Origin of the sequence: Streptococcus sanguinis, assembly GCF_019929145.1 — a bacterium.
Classification (GTDB): Bacteria; Bacillota; Bacilli; order Lactobacillales; family Streptococcaceae; genus Streptococcus; species Streptococcus sanguinis_U.
Map to the genome: position 1 here is coordinate 1 of NZ_JAHZOW010000005.1, position 15,579 is coordinate 15,579.

The 15,579-nt window shown below is 43.9% G+C and carries 17 protein-coding genes, 1 tRNA gene and 1 rRNA gene; 18 read left to right on the plus strand and 1 reads right to left on the minus strand.

Translation table 11 applies throughout. The features are described 5' to 3' along the window. Positions 1 to 89 (plus strand): 5S ribosomal RNA (gene rrf, locus K1I94_RS11485); the annotation flags it as partial. Positions 90 to 94: 5 nt separating this feature from the next. After that, positions 95 to 168, plus strand: a tRNA-Asn gene (locus K1I94_RS09420). Positions 169 to 371: 203 nt separating this feature from the next. Here the strand turns inward: K1I94_RS09420 and K1I94_RS09425 are convergent. Beyond that, on the minus strand, positions 372 to 1,736 hold the full coding sequence (locus K1I94_RS09425; protein WP_002902457.1) for an aspartate kinase: 1,365 nt from the start codon (positions 1,734 to 1,736) through the stop codon (positions 372 to 374). Between the two features lie 250 nt (positions 1,737 to 1,986). On the opposite strand from K1I94_RS09425, the gene K1I94_RS09430 reads away from it, so the two are divergent. The 16 genes from K1I94_RS09430 (at position 1,987) to K1I94_RS09505 (ending at position 15,528) form a co-directional block, all read left to right on the plus strand. After that, positions 1,987 to 2,778 carry an enoyl-CoA hydratase gene (locus K1I94_RS09430; RefSeq protein ID WP_223315163.1) on the plus strand — a complete coding sequence of 264 codons (792 nt, stop codon included), beginning with the start codon at positions 1,987 to 1,989 and terminating at the stop codon, positions 2,776 to 2,778. A gap of 141 nt (positions 2,779 to 2,919) precedes the next feature. Then, on the plus strand, positions 2,920 to 3,354 hold the full coding sequence (gene fabT, locus K1I94_RS09435) for a fatty acid biosynthesis transcriptional regulator FabT (RefSeq protein WP_002901186.1): 435 nt from the start codon (positions 2,920 to 2,922) through the stop codon (positions 3,352 to 3,354). Beyond that, positions 3,354 to 4,328: a beta-ketoacyl-ACP synthase III gene (locus K1I94_RS09440; protein WP_223315164.1), complete on the plus strand. Its 975-nt coding sequence runs from the start codon at positions 3,354 to 3,356 to the stop codon at positions 4,326 to 4,328. Before fabT ends, K1I94_RS09440 begins: the two co-directional genes overlap by 1 nt. 55 nt (positions 4,329 to 4,383) lie before the next feature. Then, a complete protein-coding gene (locus tag K1I94_RS09445) occupies positions 4,384 to 4,608 on the plus strand; it encodes an acyl carrier protein (RefSeq protein ID WP_002893611.1) in 225 nt (74 codons plus the stop codon). Positions 4,609 to 4,744: 136 nt separating this feature from the next. Continuing rightward, entirely contained in the window at positions 4,745 to 5,719 is a 975-nt protein-coding gene (fabK, locus tag K1I94_RS09450) for an enoyl-[acyl-carrier-protein] reductase FabK (protein WP_002902460.1), read from the plus strand. Continuing rightward, positions 5,712 to 6,632: an ACP S-malonyltransferase gene (gene fabD / locus K1I94_RS09455; RefSeq protein WP_223315165.1), complete on the plus strand. Its 921-nt coding sequence runs from the start codon at positions 5,712 to 5,714 to the stop codon at positions 6,630 to 6,632. Before fabK ends, fabD begins: the two co-directional genes overlap by 8 nt. A gap of 12 nt (positions 6,633 to 6,644) precedes the next feature. Continuing rightward, entirely contained in the window at positions 6,645 to 7,379 is a 735-nt protein-coding gene (gene fabG, locus K1I94_RS09460) for a 3-oxoacyl-[acyl-carrier-protein] reductase (RefSeq protein ID WP_002893608.1), read from the plus strand. A gap of 64 nt (positions 7,380 to 7,443) precedes the next feature. Further along, a complete protein-coding gene (gene fabF / locus K1I94_RS09465; protein WP_124765618.1) occupies positions 7,444 to 8,676 on the plus strand; it encodes a beta-ketoacyl-ACP synthase II in 1,233 nt (410 codons plus the stop codon). A gap of 6 nt (positions 8,677 to 8,682) precedes the next feature. Continuing rightward, positions 8,683 to 9,171, plus strand: a complete 489-nt coding sequence (gene accB / locus K1I94_RS09470) for an acetyl-CoA carboxylase biotin carboxyl carrier protein (protein WP_124765616.1) — start codon at positions 8,683 to 8,685, stop codon at positions 9,169 to 9,171. Further along, complete coding sequence (gene fabZ, locus K1I94_RS09475; RefSeq protein ID WP_002896886.1) at positions 9,168 to 9,590, plus strand: 3-hydroxyacyl-ACP dehydratase FabZ; 423 nt, start codon at positions 9,168 to 9,170, stop codon at positions 9,588 to 9,590. The genes accB and fabZ overlap by 4 nt, the downstream gene beginning before the upstream one ends. A gap of 18 nt (positions 9,591 to 9,608) precedes the next feature. Next, positions 9,609 to 10,976 (plus strand): acetyl-CoA carboxylase biotin carboxylase subunit, encoded by a 1,368-nt coding sequence (locus tag K1I94_RS09480; RefSeq protein ID WP_049540997.1) that lies wholly within the window; start codon positions 9,609 to 9,611, stop codon positions 10,974 to 10,976. A 99-nt stretch (positions 10,977 to 11,075) separates the two neighbouring features. Next, positions 11,076 to 11,939, plus strand: coding sequence for an acetyl-CoA carboxylase, carboxyltransferase subunit beta (accD, locus tag K1I94_RS09485; RefSeq protein ID WP_002901174.1), 864 nt, complete (start codon positions 11,076 to 11,078; stop codon positions 11,937 to 11,939). Then, positions 11,936 to 12,706 carry an acetyl-CoA carboxylase carboxyl transferase subunit alpha gene (locus tag K1I94_RS09490; RefSeq protein ID WP_002927615.1) on the plus strand — a complete coding sequence of 257 codons (771 nt, stop codon included), beginning with the start codon at positions 11,936 to 11,938 and terminating at the stop codon, positions 12,704 to 12,706. Before accD ends, K1I94_RS09490 begins: the two co-directional genes overlap by 4 nt. 199 nt (positions 12,707 to 12,905) lie before the next feature. Continuing rightward, positions 12,906 to 13,454 carry a carboxymuconolactone decarboxylase family protein gene (locus tag K1I94_RS09495; protein ID WP_223315166.1) on the plus strand — a complete coding sequence of 183 codons (549 nt, stop codon included), beginning with the start codon at positions 12,906 to 12,908 and terminating at the stop codon, positions 13,452 to 13,454. Positions 13,455 to 13,472: 18 nt separating this feature from the next. Next, entirely contained in the window at positions 13,473 to 14,537 is a 1,065-nt protein-coding gene (locus tag K1I94_RS09500; protein ID WP_223315167.1) for an acyl-CoA dehydrogenase family protein, read from the plus strand. Positions 14,538 to 14,610: 73 nt separating this feature from the next. Next, entirely contained in the window at positions 14,611 to 15,528 is a 918-nt protein-coding gene (locus K1I94_RS09505) for a TDT family transporter (RefSeq protein WP_223315168.1), read from the plus strand. Positions 15,529 to 15,579: the final 51 nt, after the last annotated feature.

The window sequence follows — 15,579 nt, forward strand, 5'->3', positions numbered from 1 at the left end:
CCTGTACCCATGCCGAACACAGCAGTTAAGCCCTAGAACGCCGGAAGTAGTTGGGGGTTGCCCCCTGTGAGATATGGAAGTCGCTTAGCAGTTATCCGCCATAGCTCAGTTGGTAGTAGCGCATGACTGTTAATCATGATGTCGTAGGTTCGAGTCCTACTGGCGGAGTTTCAAAGAGGTTTTTTACCTCTTTTTATTTTTAGTGATGGAGTATACTGGAGACAAGGTATTCTATAGTCTTATTTTAGTGTATTCTAAAGTTTGACTTTGTATTCTTTATAGTTAAATGAAAAAAGCAGAAGTTAGTCAGTGACTAGTTTCTGCTTTTTTGATTAGATTTTGTTTGATAAACATGGTTTCTAGGTATGGTCTTACTCCTGTGTTTGGGGTTCAAAGAAAGCTCGGTAAAGTGCGCGAATGGCAGCTTTTTCTTGATTCTTTTCAACAACAAACATGATGGATACTTCGCTTGAGCCTTGGGACATCATTTGAATGTTGATATTGTTTTCTGAAAGAGCTTTCGTTGCAGTGGCAGTTACACCAATATGACTTTTCATTTTTTCGCCAACAATCATGATAATGGAAAGGTCGTGTTCAATTTCTGCATGATCAACCTCTGCTTTTTGGACAAGTTGGCGAAGAATTTCTTCCTCTTTGATAGGAGTTAATTCGCGCTCACGTAAGATAATGGAAAGGTCGTCAATTCCTGTAGGCATGTGCTCCCAACCAATATTCAGGTCTTCGAGAATTTGAAGGACGCGTCTACCAAAGCCAATTTCTCTGTTCATCAGGTACTTGGACATATTAATGCTGACAAAGCCTGCATCTCCAGCAATTCCTACGACTGGTAGATGGTCCTTGCTGTGTTTATGAACAATTTGGGTACCTGGATGTTCTGGGTTGTTGGTATTTTTAATAACCAGCGGGATTTTGCCGCGGTATGCTGGAAGCAGAGCCTCGTCATGGAGAACGGTAAAGCCAGCGTAGGCTAATTCACGCATTTCACGATAGGTTAGCTCGGGAATGGAATGTGGCTTGTGGACAATGCCAGGATGGGCAGCAAAGATCCCATCAACATCAGTAAAGTTTTCATAAATATCTGCTTTGACACCCGCAGCAATGATAGAACCTGTAATATCAGAACCACCACGGGAGAAAGTACAGATTTGGCCATCTTGAGTAACACCAAAGAAACCTGGGATAACTAGAACTTCGTCAGAATTGTTGAGTTCTTCAATCTTATCATAGCTAGAAGGGAGAATTCTTGCATTGCCAGGTTCACTGGAAACGACGAGTCCTGCTTCTCTTGGATGTACGTAGCTAGCTGGAACGCCATTTTGACTGAAATAAGCTGCAATTAATTTGGCGTTGTTGTTTTCTCCAGCAGCAAGAAAAGTATCATAAAGAAATGCATTATCTTCAATTGGCAAAGTTGCAAGGCTTGTGATGCTTTTGGAAATTTTCTCCAGAACTTTTGGTTTCAAACCAAGTTCTGCCACCATATCTGCATAGCGATTGATAATCCACTGTTGATTTGGTGTGACATCATTTCCTGCTATGTACTCTCGGTAGTATTTAATCAGAGCATCGGTTACTTTGATATCGTCATCGTGTCGTTTTCCTGGCGCTGATACTACAACAAACCGACGTTCAGGATCAGATTTGACAATGTTCAAAACTTTTTCTAATTGAGTCGCAGAAGCCAGTGAACTTCCGCCAAATTTTACAACTTTCATTGGTTCTCCTATCTTATTTTAAAAATTATAACAAAATTCTGAAAATTATTCAAACGCAGTTTTTATACTATTTTTATCCAAAATATTACTTTTACACTTCAAATTTGAAGACCATCTATTTTTTCCCATTTTTTATTTCCTTTCTTTTATATTTTATGATAAAATATAAGTTGTGTATAATTTGAATATCAAATTATTTAAGAATAAAACAAAACGGCTGATTTGAAATCGGGTCGGGAATGGAGCTGAAATGACATTTAATGGAATTCTCTATCATGTAGCAGATGAGGTAGCAACGATTACTTTTAATCGTCCTGAAGTTTCAAATGGCTTTAATATTCCTATGTGTGAGGAAATTTTAGAGGCTATTGAACTTGCTGCTAAGGATGAGTCCGTCAAATTTTTAGTTATCAATGCTAATGGTAAGGTTTTTTCAGTGGGTGGGGATTTGGCTGAGATGCAGAGAGCTGTCAGTGATGATGACGTCCAATCCTTGGTGAAAATCGCAGAGCTGGTGAATGATATTTCCTTTGCTATGAAGCGTCTGCCTAAGCCTATCATCATGAGTGTTGATGGCCCAGTTGCTGGTGCGGCTGCTAATATGGTCGTTGCAGCAGATTTCTGTATTGCCACTGAAAAATCCCGTTTCATTCAGGCCTTTGTAGGTGTTGGTCTGGCGCCAGATGCTGGTGGTCTTTTCTTACTGACTCGTGCTATCGGGGTAACTCGGGCGACCCATCTGGTTATGACTGGGGAAGCTCTGACTGCAGAGAAAGCTCTGGATTACGGCTTGCTTTATAAAGTCTGTGAAGCAGAGAAATTGGAAAAAACAACGGAACAGTTGCTGAAGAAGCTGAAACGTGGCTCTCTAAATTCTTACAGAGCCATGAAAGAAATGGTTTGGAAGAGTCTGTTCAGTGGCTGGTCTGAGTATGCAGAGCTAGAGTTGGAACTGCAGAAATCGCTGGCTTTCACAGAAGATTTCAAAGAGGGAGTTCGGGCATACTCTGAGAAGCGTCGTCCAAACTTCATAGGTAAATAATGTATTGGTTCAAGGTTGCTTAATTTGCAAGTTGTTTACGGAAATATTTGAAAATCAAATTAATTTTCAAAAAAGCTTGCAAATTACTTTTCTATCTGATAAAATTTGATTGTCAAAGTATTTTCTTAAGGAGGGTTGGTTTTGAATTTTCAGTTAGTAAATGATTACTTAACGTCTATTTTCAATAATGTCTTGGTTATTGAAGAATCGAGCCTAAGAAGCAGTCGCTTCAACGATGTCTCCATTAAGGAAATGCATACAATAGATGTCATTGGCACAACCCCAAATGCTACTCCAAGTGATATATCACGAGAATTGATGGTTACCTTGGGGACTGTTACGACTAGTTTGAATAATCTGGAGCGTAAGGGTTATATTGAGCGGCGTCGGTCGGAAGTTGACCGTCGTGTGGTGCATCTGAATTTGACAAAGAATGGGCGGCTTTTGTATCGTCTTCACAAGCGATTCCACAACCGCATGGTCATGCAAGTAGTGGATGGGATGAGTCCAGAAGAGAGACAAGTGATGCAAAAGGGCCTGCAAAATTTATATAGTTTCCTAGAGGATTTGAAATAATGAACTATGCTAAGATTAGCCAAGCGGCTCATTATGCTCCCCGTCAGATTGTCAGCAATGATGATCTAGCCAAGATTATGGATACCAGTGATGAGTGGATTTCAAGTCGAACTGGGATTAAAAAACGCCATTTATCGTCAGATGAAACGACCAGTGATTTAGCTACAAAAGTAGCAGAGAGTTTGCTGCAAAAGTCAGGAATTTCTGCTCAAGATCTGGACTTTATCATTGTTGCCACCATTACACCTGATTCTTTAATGCCTTCAACAGCTGCTAGAGTACAGGCAAACATCGGTGCTAAGAATGCCTTTGCCTTTGATTTGACGGCAGCCTGCAGTGGCTTTATCTTCGCCCTATCTACTGGGGAAAAATTTATTTCTTCAGGCCGTTATCAAAAAGGTCTAGTCATAGGAAGTGAGACGCTCTCTAAGACGGTAGATTGGTCGGATCGTTCAACAGCGGTTCTCTTTGGAGATGGTGCTGGCGGTGTCCTGTTGGAAAGTGCTTCAGAACAGCATTTTTTGGCAGAAAGTCAGTTTACGGACGGATCTCGCGGAGATAGTCTGACCTGCGGAAAAATCGGTTTGTCTTCACCTTTTTCAGAAAAAGGTGAGAATCAGCCTTATCTGACAATGGACGGTAGAGCTATTTTCGACTTTGCTATTCGTGATGTTGCTCGTTCTATCAGGGAAACCATTGAAAGCAGTCAGCTTTCAGCGGAAGATTTGGATTTTCTGTTGCTGCATCAGGCAAATATCCGTATTTTGGATAAAATGGCTAAGAAGCTTGGTGTTGCGCGGGAGAAACTTCCAGCCAATATGATGGAATATGGCAATACTAGCGCTGCTAGCATCCCGATTTTATTATCTGAGTGTGTCGAGCAAGGACTGATTAAACTGAACGGAAATCAGACAATTTTGATGTCAGGTTTCGGTGGAGGTTTGACATGGGGCACGCTTATTGTTACAATTTAGTTAATCAAGTGGAAACACATGATAAAAAATATTTTATTTTTAAAGGAGTCTATCCATGGCAGTATTTGAAAAAGTACAAGAAATTATCGTTGAAGAACTTGGCAAAGAGCCATCAGAAGTTACTCTTGAGTCAACTTTCGATGATCTTGAAGCAGATTCATTGGATTTGTTCCAAGTGATTTCAGAAATTGAAGATGCATTTGACATCCAAATCGAAACTGAAGAAGGTTTGAACACAGTTGGTGATTTGGTTGCTTATGTAGAAGAAAAAACTAAATAAGCAAGTAACTGAGAGTATCGAAAGATATTCTCTCTTGTTTAGGTAATAGTTTGACTGTCAAAGTAAAGAAAATACATCTAGCGTGTGGTAGTTTGAAATCAAGCTATTACTTAAGCAATGATAAAAGGAAGGTATTATGCAAACACGTATTACAGAATTATTGAACATTGATTATCCTATTTTCCAAGGCGGGATGGCCTGGGTTGCTGACGGCGACTTGGCTGGCGCAGTTTCAAAAGCCGGTGGTCTTGGTATCATCGGTGGCGGAAATGCACCTAAGGAAGTGGTAAAGGCTAATATTGACAAGATTAAGTCCTTAACAGACCGTCCTTTCGGGGTTAATATCATGCTGCTGTCTCCTTTTGCGGACGACATTGTTGATCTCGTCATTGAAGAGGGAGTAAAAGTAGTAACGACTGGTGCGGGTAATCCAAGCAAGCACATGGCTCGTTTCCATGAAGCGGGGATTACAGTTATCCCTGTTGTGCCAAGTGTGGCCTTGGCTAAGCGGATGGAAAAAATCGGTGCGGATGCAGTCATTGCAGAAGGTATGGAAGCAGGCGGTCACATCGGGAAATTGACTACCATGTCCTTAGTTCGTCAGGTTGCAGAAGCAGTCAGTATTCCGGTTATTGCTGCCGGTGGTATTGCAGATGGTGCTGGTGCTGCGGCTGGATTTATGCTGGGAGCAGAGGCTGTTCAGGTCGGAACTCGCTTTGTTGTTGCAAAGGAATCCAATGCCCATCAAAACTATAAGAACATGATTTTGAAGGCTCGCGATATTGATACGACTATCTCTGCACAACATTTTGGTCACGCGGTTCGTGCTATCAAGAATAAGCTGACACGTGATTTCGAAAAGGCAGAAAAAGAAGCCTTCAAGCAAGAAAATCCAGATTTGACTGTTTTTGAAAATCTTGGAGCTGGTGCTTTGGCCAATGCGGTTGTTCGCGGAGATGTGGAAAATGGTTCCGTCATGTCTGGTCAAATTGCTGGTTTAATCAGTAAGGAAGAGACAGTCGAAGAAATCCTCAAAGATATCTACTATGGTGCTGCTGAGAAAATTCAGCAGGAAGCTAAACGTTGGGCAGGAGTAACTAGAAATGACTAAAAGAGCCTTTCTCTTTGCCGGTCAGGGAGCGCAGTACCTTGGAATGGGGCGTGAGCTTTATGATCAGTATGAGCTTGTGCGGTCAACTTTTGATGAAGCTAGCCAAGTTCTAGGTTATGATGTCCGAGCTTTGATCGATCAAGATGAAGAAAAGCTCAATCAAACTCGCTACACGCAACCGGCTATTTTAACAACTTCAGTAGCTATTTATCGGCTCTTGGCTGATAAGGGAATCGAGCCTGATATGGTAGCAGGTCTCTCGCTTGGAGAATATTCTGCTTTGGTGGCTGCGGGCGCCCTTGATTTTAAGACTGCAGTGGGCTTGGTTGCTAAGCGTGGTAGCTTCATGGAAGAGGCAGCTCCAGCAGGTTCTGGAAAAATGGTCGCAGTTTTAAATGCTGAGGCTTCTCTCATTGAAGAGGTCTGTCAGGAAGCAAGCGCTATTGGTGTAGTCTCACCAGCCAACTATAATACGCCTAGTCAGATTGTTATTGGCGGAGAAGTGGCAGCAGTAGACAAGGCTGTGGGGCTTTTGAAAGATGCCGGTGTCAAGCGCTTAATTCCGCTCAATGTATCCGGGCCTTTCCATACGGCGCTTTTAAAGCCAGCCAGCGAACGATTGGCAGAAGTCTTGGAAACAGTTGAGTTTTCAGATTTTGTACGGCCATTAGTCGGAAATACTGAAGCAAGTGTGATGGAAAAAGAAAGAGTCAAAGAGCTTTTGACCCGTCAGGTAATGGAGCCGGTGCGCTTTTATGACAGCATTGCTAAGATGCAGGAAACTGGTGTGACTGAATTTATCGAAATCGGTCCTGGCAAAGTCCTGTCTGGTTTTATTAAGAAAATTGATAAATCTGCGGATGTACGCCAAGTTGAAGATGTAGAAAGTTTGAATGCTCTTCTAGAAAAATAATGAGGAATCATCATGGAATTACAAAACAAGAATGTGTTAATTACAGGGTCCGCTCGTGGGATTGGGCTGGCAATTGCGCATAAATTTGCCAGTGTCGGAGCCAATGTTATCTTAAACGGACTAAGCGGGATTTCTGATGATATTTTGGCTGAATTTGCCGGCTATTCTGGTAAAGTCGTAGCTGTTATTGGGGATGTGTCTAAATCTGCGGATGCTCAGCGGATAGTGGAAGAAGCTGTTGCGGCTCTGGGGTCTGTGGATGTATTGGTCAATAACGCTGGTATTACACGTGATAAGCTGATGCTGAAAATGACGGAAGAAGATTTTGAGCAGGTGCTGAAAGTGAACTTGACTGGAACATTCAATATGACACAATCAGTCCTGAAACCGATGACAAAAGCTCGTCAGGGTGCTATTATCAACCTATCGAGTGTTGTTGGTTTGGCTGGAAATATCGGTCAGGCAAACTATGCAGCTTCCAAGGCCGGTCTGATTGGTTTTTCTAAGTCAGTAGCCCGTGAAGTGGCAGCGCGTAATATCCGTGTGAACTGCATTGCCCCTGGCTTTATCGCATCTGATATGACAGATGTGCTCCCAGAAAAAATTAAGGAAGCGTCTCTGGCGCTCATTCCGATGAAGCGTTTTGGTACTCCGGAAGAAGTAGCAGATGTTGCTCTCTTCTTGGCGGGTCAAGAATATCTGACGGGTCAAGTCATCACGATTGATGGCGGCTTTACTATGCAGTAAGTCACAGTTTTTGAATATTAACGAGTAGAAAATCAGTTGATTCATCTAAATAAAGGAGCTCAATATGAAACTTAATCGAGTTGTTGTAACAGGATACGGTTTAACTTCACCTATCGGGAATACTCCAGAAGAATTCTGGAATAATTTAAAAGAAGGCAATATTGGAATCGGTCCAATTACTAAATTTGATCATAGTGAATACAGTGTTCACAATGCGGCGGAAATTCAGGATTTTCCTTTTGATAAATACTTTGTCAAAAAGGATACCAATCGTTATGATAATTACACACTTTATGCGATTTATGCTTCTCAAGAAGCGGTCAACAATGCTCACTTAGATGTAGATGCGTTGGATAAGGATCGCTTTGGTGTCATTGTGGCTTCAGGTATCGGTGGGATTCAGGAAATTGAAGAGCAGGTTGTTCGCTTGCATGAAAAAGGTCCTAAACGTATCAAACCTTTGACCTTGCCAAAAGCCCTGCCAAATATGGGGGCAGGAAATGTGGCTATGCGCTTTGGAGCCAATGGTATCTGTAAGTCGGTCAATACAGCCTGTGCCTCAGCAAACGATGCGATTGGTGAAGCTTTCCGCTCAATTAAGTTCGGTTATCAAGATGTCATGCTGGTCGGTGGCTCAGAAGCTTCTATTACGCCGTTTGCGATTGCTGGTTTCCAGGCTCTGACTGCTCTTTCTATGACAGAAGATCCTAAGCGCGCTTCTATTCCGTTTGATAAGGACCGCAATGGCTTTGTCATGGGTGAAGGTTCTGGTATGCTGGTTCTGGAAAGTTTGGAACATGCTGAGAAGCGTGGAGCAACTATTTTGGCTGAGGTGGTAGGATACGGCCACACTTGTGACGCTTACCATATGACCTCTCCGCATCCAGAAGGTTTGGGCGCTATCAAGGCGATTAAACAGGCGGTTGAAGAAGCTGAAATTGAGCCAAAAGATGTAGCTTATGTCAATGCTCATGGTACATCAACCCCTGCTAACGAAAAAGGCGAAAGCGGAGCCATTGTTTCTGTCTTTGGTAAAGATGTAGCGGTGTCTTCAACTAAATCCTTTACAGGACACTTGCTCGGTGCAGCGGGCGCGGTTGAGGCTATTGCGACGATTGAAGCAATGCGTCATAGCTATGTGCCAAAAACAGCTGGTACAACAGAGCTGCCAGACTATATTGAAGCCAACGTTATTTACGGTCAAGGTAAGGAACAGGAAATCCCTTATGCAATTTCCAATACATTTGGCTTTGGCGGCCACAATGCAGTTCTTGCCTTTAAACGCTGGGAGGCTTAAAAACCTATGAATATCAACGAAATTAAAGATTTAATGGCGCAGTTTGACCAGTCTAGTCTGCGTGAGTTTTCTTACAAAAATCAGAGCGATGAGCTGACTTTTAGTAAGAATGAAGGTCAGGCTCCAGTTCCAACAGCCAGTGCTGCTCCAATTGCTGCACCTTTGCAGGCTACGAGTGCGCCTGTGATTGAGCCAACTCCTCAAGCAGCTCCGCCTGCAGAGCCAGAAGCAGTTTCAGAAGCTCCGGCACCTGCTGCTGAAGGTGATGTTGTGGAAAGTCCTTTGGTTGGTGTGGCTTACTTAGCAGCTGGTCCAGACAAGCCGCCGTTTGTATCTGTTGGAGACCAAGTTAAAAAAGGTCAAACCCTGATGATTATTGAAGCGATGAAGGTCATGAATGAAGTTCCAGCACCTAAAGATGGTCTGGTTACAGAAATTCTGGTTCAGAATGAAGAAATGGTTGAATTTGGGAAAGGGCTGGTACGGATCAAATGATTGATATCAATGCAATAAAAGAAGCACTTCCGCACCGCTATCCGATGCTTTTGGTAGACCGAGTTTTGGAAGTTAGTGAAGATGAGATTGTTGCTCTGAAAAACGTTACAGTCAATGAGCCTTTCTTTAACGGACATTTTCCTCAATATCCTGTGATGCCAGGTGTCTTGATCATGGAAGCTCTAGCTCAAACAGCCGGCGTGCTGGAATTGTCCAAAGAAGAAAATAAGGGCAAACTGGTCTTCTATGCTGGCATGGACAAGGTTAAGTTCAAAAAGCAAGTTGTACCAGGTGATCAGCTAATTATGACAGCTAAGTTTGTCAAGCGTCGCGGAACCATTGCGGTTGTAGAGGCGAAAGCAGAAGTTGATGGGAAACTTGCAGCCAGTGGTACCTTGACCTTTGCGATTGGCCAGTAGATAAAAGGAGCTTTCACCATGTTTCGTAAAATTTTAATTGCTAACCGTGGGGAAATTGCGGTCAGAATTATTCGTGCAGCCCGCGAGTTGGGAATTGATACGGTAGCTGTCTATTCAACGGCTGACAAGGAAGCACTCCATACCTTACTGGCTGATGAGGCTGTCTGCATCGGCCCAGCCAAGTCTACAGATTCTTATCTGAATATGAACGCTGTCCTGTCTGCTGCTGTTCTGACAGGTACAGAAGCCATTCATCCTGGTTTTGGTTTTTTGAGCGAAAACTCTAAATTTGCGACCATGTGCGAAGAAGTCGGCATTAAGTTTATTGGACCTTCAGGTGCTGTGATGGACTTGATGGGCGACAAGATTAATGCTCGGGCTCAAATGATTAAGGCGAAAGTGCCGGTTATCCCAGGTTCTGATGGAGAAGTTCATACCTCTGAAGAAGCTTTGGAAGTCGCTGAAAAGATTGGTTATCCAGTCATGCTTAAAGCTTCTGCTGGCGGCGGCGGCAAGGGAATTCGTAAGGTTGAGAAGGCTGAGGATTTAGTAGCGGCCTTTGAGTCTGCATCTAGCGAAGCCAAAGCGGCCTTTGGTAATGGTGCTATGTATATGGAGCGAGTCATCTATCCAGCGCGCCATATTGAAGTGCAGATTTTGGCAGATCAGCAGGGGCATGTCGTCCACTTGGGCGAGCGGGATTGCTCTTTGCAGCGTAATAATCAGAAGGTGCTGGAAGAAAGTCCATCTGTGGCGATTGGGAAAACCCTGCGTCAGCAGATTGGTGAAGCAGCTGTTCGGGCTGCTCAGTCTGTCGGCTATGAAAATGCTGGTACAATTGAGTTTCTGCTTGATGAAGCCAAGGGTGAATTCTACTTTATGGAGATGAACACTCGGGTGCAGGTTGAGCATCCAGTGACCGAGTTTGTTACCGGTGTGGATATTGTAAAAGAGCAGATTAAGATTGCAAACGGTCAGAAGCTGTCCTTCAGTCAGGATGATGTTGAAATCCGAGGGCATGCGATTGAGTGTCGGATTAATGCTGAAAATCCAGCCTTTAACTTTGCGCCGAGTCCAGGTAAGATTTCAAATGTTTATCTGCCAAGCGGTGGAGTGGGTCTGCGCGTGGATTCAGCCGTCTATCCTGGCTATACCATCCCGCCTTATTACGATAGCATGATTGCGAAGATAATTGTTCACGGGGAAAATCGCTTTGATGCTCTGATGAAGATGCAACGTGCACTCTATGAACTAGAAATTGACGGTGTTGTGACCAACAGTGGTTTCCAATTGGACTTAATCTCAGATTCTAATGTAATTGCTGGTGATTATGACACAGCCTTTCTCATGGAGAAGTTCCTTCCGGCTTATCAAGAGAAACAATAGATGAGACATGTAAGAGCTGCTCTGTAAACTCGAAAGATAGTGGCTCTTGCTGTTTGATGTGCCTGAGTATAAAATCTTGAAAAGGAGAAGACGTAAACGATGGCTTTGTTTTCAAAGAAGGATAAATATATCCGTATCAATCCTAATCGAGCGAGTCGGGAAAAGCCTCAAGCAAAGCCTGAGGTACCAGACGAACTCTTTTCGAAATGCCCAGGTTGTAAGCATACCATTTACCAAAAAGATCTTGGGAATGACAGTGTGTGTCCTAACTGTGGCTATAATTTCCGTATCTCTGCTCATGAGCGCTTAAACCTAACTGTGGATGAGAACAGTTTTGAGGAGATGTTCACTGGAATTGAAACCAAGGATCCTCTGAACTTCCCAAACTATCAGGAGAAGTTGGCTCTTACCCGTGAGAAGACGGGACTTGATGAGGCTGTTCTGACTGGGACGGCTAGCATCAAGGGGCATAAAACGGCTCTTGGAATCATGGATTCGAACTTTATCATGGCTTCTATGGGGACAGTTGTGGGTGAAAAGATTACCCGCCTCTTTGAGTATGCGACAGAGCATAAATTGCCAGTCGTTCTGTTTACGGCTTCTGGCGGTGCCCGCATGCAAGAGGGCATTATGAGCTTGATGCAGATGGCTAAGGTCTCTGCGGCTGTTCAGCGGCACTCTGCTGCAGGCCTCTTCTATTTGACTGTCTTGACAGATCCGACAACTGGTGGTGTCACAGCCTCTTTCGCTATGGAGGGTGATATTATTCTGGCTGAAACTCAGGCTCTTGTTGGATTTGCCGGGCGTCGGGTCATTGAGTCTACAGTTCGTGAGAAGCTGCCAGATGATTTTCAAAAGGCTGAATTTCTCATGGAGCATGGTTTTGTTGATGCCATCGTCAAGCGTGGTGACATGAGAGATACACTTGCTACCTTATTAGCATTCCATGGAGGTCAAGCATGACAAAAATCACTCGGATTATTAAAGAAGCGCGTGATCAGGCTCGTTTGACTGCGCTGGATTTTGCACAAGGAATTTTTGATAACTTCGTCGAGCTGCATGGAGATCGCTCTTTTCGAGATGACGGTGCAGTGATTGGAGGTATTGGGACACTAAACGGTCAGCCTGTAACGGTGGTCGGTATTCAAAAGGGTCGCAATTTGCAGGATAATTTGCGACGAAACTTTGGACAGCCGCATCCGGAAGGCTACCGCAAGGCTCTGCGTCTCATGAAGCAGGCGGAAAAATTTGGTCGTCCTGTGGTAACCTTTATCAATACGGCAGGTGCTTATCCTGGTGTCGGTGCTGAGGAACGTGGCCAAGGGGAAGCTATTGCCCGCAATTTGATGGAAATGAGCAATCTCAAAGTACCGATTATTGCCATCATCATTGGTGAAGGTGGCTCAGGTGGTGCCTTGGCTTTGGCTGTAGCAGACAAGGTCTGGATGCTGGAAAACTCTATGTATGCAGTTCTTAGTCCAGAAGGCTTTGCTTCTATCCTCTGGAAAGACGGCAGCCGCGCTATGGAAGCAGCCGAGCTGATGAAAATTACTTCACACGAGCTCTTGCAGATGGAAGTGGTGGATAAGGTCATTCCTGAAAGAGGCTTTAACAACCATGAATTACTGGCTGCAGTGAAAGAAGAAATCGCAACTGAGTTGAATAGTCTGTCTCAGCTACCCTTGGAGCAATTACTGGAAAATCGCTACCAGAGATTCAGGAAATATTAAAAAATCGAAGCCCAAAGGCTTCTTTTTCTCGTTTCGGATTCTTGTTTGGAATTGATGTGGAGCTACCTCACGAGGGAAATATATTTTAGTTTGAAAAATCGCATTATATTCTCTTTATAGGACTTATATAAAATATATATTATACAAGCTATTGGTCCTATGTTAAGATAGTTTCTAATTAAAAGAAATGAGGTTTCATATGTCAGAATTTACTATCCACACGATTGAGTCCGCACCAGCCGAGGTAAAAGAAGTCCTGGAAACTGTTCAAAAAGATAACGGTGGTTATATTCCTAATCTTATCGGTCTTTTGGCCAATGCGCCAACGGCTTTGGAAACATATCGGACGGTTGGAGCTATCAATCGCCGTAACAGCCTGACACCGACTGAGCGTGAAGTAGTGCAGATTACGGCTGCGGTTACCAATGGCTGTGCTTTCTGTGTGGCGGGTCATACAGCTTTTTCAATCAAGCAGATTCAAATGAATGATGATCTTTTGGAGGCTCTGCGCAATCGTACTCCGATTGATACAGATCCGAAGTTAGATACACTTGCTAAATTTACCATTGCTGTCATCAATACCAAGGGACGGGTCGGAGATGAAGCCTTGGCAGACTTCCTAGAAGCGGGCTATTCGCATGAGAATGCTCTGGATGTAGTTCTGGGTGTCAGCCTTGCGACTCTTTGCAATTATGCCAATAATCTGGCCAACACGCCAATTAATCCGGAATTACAGCCTTATGCCTAGTATTTAAGGAGGTGGCAAATGACATTTTTTTCAGAAGAGTTTATCAACTGGTTGGATGATCACGCTGATCAGATTGACAAAGAATCCTGTGAAGCGGGTAACCAACTGATTGAGCGTATCGCCGCTGAAGGAGCCTTTAGGGTTGGCGTTCCAGAAGAGCTGGGAGGCCGAGGTGGCAATGATACCGATGTGATTGAAGTGCTCAAGGAGCTGGCTCACCATTCCTTGACCGCTTCCTTTATCTCTTGGGGGCAGAGGACCTTTATTGATAACATTTTAAAATCTCCTAATCCCTACTTTAGACACCACTATTTGGAAGGGCTCTTGTCAGGGGAATATGCAGGTGCGACAGCCCTGTCCAATGCTGTTAAATTCCTGTCGGACTTAGAAGAGTTAAATGTCTCTATTGTGGAAGAAGATGGACAGCTTTATCTCAAGGGACGTCTGCCTTGGGTAACCAATGCTCGCGCGGATCGCTTTCTCAGCATATTTGTTGCCGGTTTCGAAGACGGGAGCCGCCAGCCGCTGGTTCTGGCTGTGCCATCTGACGCAGAGAATTTCTCCCGTTCAGCGGATTTAGAGTTTGTATCTTTGCAAGGGGGAAATACAGCTGCCCTGACCTTTAACCATGTGCCTTTGCAAGAGGAATGGATTCTTGCTCAAGATGTCCAGGACTTTTTGGCAGAAAATCGCCCAGCTTTTCTAGGTTATCAGTTTGGTTTGGCTCTTGGCTTAGCAGAGAAGTCTCTGACGGAGGTCGAGGCCAATCTGTCAGTTCGCTCCATTTTGAGAGAGGAGTGGGAGGAGCAAGTGGCTGCTCTGACTGAAATCCAGGATCAGCTCTATAGAGGACTTCTCCAGCCTGGCTATTTTGTTGAGCGTCCTAAGGAGCTCTTCCAGCTGCGAATTGATATAGTTGATGTAGTGGCTCAAAGTCTGCTCTTGGAGTTGCAGGCTAGTGGAGGCAGAGGATACTTGAGTAATTCGACTTCTGGATTTATCCGCCGTTGGAACGAAGGAGCTTTTCTTCCCATTGTCTCACCGAGTGCAGTCCAGCTGCGGCATATTTTAGAAGTTTCATAGAAATGATAGCAAACAAACGTCTGATTGGCATTGAAAAGGGACTTCATGACATTACTATAAAAGGAGTTGCTTCGTGAACAGCAAACGACCGCCCATTCTCTTATCTGGGTTGATTCTTGGCCTATTTGGCTTAGCTAATCTTTTACTGAACTACCATTCTATCTTTTTCCACTTGTTAAATGGTCTGGCATTGATACTTTGGATTTATCTGACACTGGCTTTAGTACTGTCATTTTCGGACTATCGGCAGGATTTGCAAAAGGCCCCTTTCTTATCGAGCTTTGCGACTTATCCTATGGCTAGTATGCTCTTAGCTTCTTACCTAAGCAAGCTTGGCTTATTTTGGATGAGCCAGTTGCTTTGGTACTTGGCCTTGCTGCTGCATGTTTTTCTAATAGCTATCTTTACTTGGAAGTATGTTTTTAAGGCCGAAGGATTATCTTTAACCCCGAGCTGGACGGTTCTCTATGTTGGCTTGGCCATGGCAAGCTTGACTCAGGGTGTAGTTCATCAGCCATTTTTGGGCTATGTAGCTTGGTTTTTTGCTCTGCTACTGAGTTTGATTCTATATCCCTTATTTTACAGGGCTAGGCGGTCACAAAGGCTGCCTGATGCTTTAAAGCCGCAGTGGGCCATTTACTGTGCACCTTTTTCGCTCCTGCTGGGAAGTTATATCCGTTTGGCTAGTTCTGATGCTGAAGGTTGGTTTGTCGCCTTGCTGCTCCTCTTATCGCAGGCCTTTTATCTCTTGGTTCTATGCCTCTTACCTCGCATTTTCCGACTGGGACCTCAGCTTAGCTGGTCAGCCTTGACCTTTCCTCTTGTCAATACAGCTTTTGCCCTGAAACTGGGACTTGATTATCTAGGTTGGGCATGGCTTGTTTGCCTAAGTCATGCAGAAGCTCTGCTAGCTTTCGTAATTGTCCTTTATGTTTGTTTTTACTATACAGTCTCATTGCGAGCCAGAAAGATAACAAAAAATCCGAGATGACACTCTTTGAAAATCTGTTTTTGATTTTCTCTGAGTTGATCTCGGATTTTT

Bases quoted from the DNA above. Each gene is read 5' to 3' on its own strand.
- K1I94_RS09495 (WP_223315166.1), top strand. From the start codon at position 12,906: ATGTCAGAATTTACTATCCACACGATTGAGTCCGCACCAGCCGAGGTA.
- K1I94_RS09500 (WP_223315167.1), top strand. From the start codon at position 13,473: ATGACATTTTTTTCAGAAGAGTTTATCAACTGGTTGGATGATCACGCT.
- fabD (WP_223315165.1), top strand. From the start codon at position 5,712: ATGACTAAAAGAGCCTTTCTCTTTGCCGGTCAGGGAGCGCAGTACCTT.
- fabF (WP_124765618.1), top strand. From the start codon at position 7,444: ATGAAACTTAATCGAGTTGTTGTAACAGGATACGGTTTAACTTCACCT.
- fabK (WP_002902460.1), top strand. From the start codon at position 4,745: ATGCAAACACGTATTACAGAATTATTGAACATTGATTATCCTATTTTC.
- fabZ (WP_002896886.1), top strand. From the start codon at position 9,168: ATGATTGATATCAATGCAATAAAAGAAGCACTTCCGCACCGCTATCCG.
- fabG (WP_002893608.1), top strand. From the start codon at position 6,645: ATGGAATTACAAAACAAGAATGTGTTAATTACAGGGTCCGCTCGTGGG.
- K1I94_RS09480 (WP_049540997.1), top strand. From the start codon at position 9,609: ATGTTTCGTAAAATTTTAATTGCTAACCGTGGGGAAATTGCGGTCAGA.
- accD (WP_002901174.1), top strand. From the start codon at position 11,076: ATGGCTTTGTTTTCAAAGAAGGATAAATATATCCGTATCAATCCTAAT.
- K1I94_RS09445 (WP_002893611.1), top strand. From the start codon at position 4,384: ATGGCAGTATTTGAAAAAGTACAAGAAATTATCGTTGAAGAACTTGGC.
- K1I94_RS09490 (WP_002927615.1), top strand. From the start codon at position 11,936: ATGACAAAAATCACTCGGATTATTAAAGAAGCGCGTGATCAGGCTCGT.
- K1I94_RS09430 (WP_223315163.1), top strand. From the start codon at position 1,987: ATGACATTTAATGGAATTCTCTATCATGTAGCAGATGAGGTAGCAACG.
- K1I94_RS09440 (WP_223315164.1), top strand. From the start codon at position 3,354: ATGAACTATGCTAAGATTAGCCAAGCGGCTCATTATGCTCCCCGTCAG.
- accB (WP_124765616.1), top strand. From the start codon at position 8,683: ATGAATATCAACGAAATTAAAGATTTAATGGCGCAGTTTGACCAGTCT.
- K1I94_RS09425 (WP_002902457.1), bottom strand. From the start codon at position 1,736: ATGAAAGTTGTAAAATTTGGCGGAAGTTCACTGGCTTCTGCGACTCAA.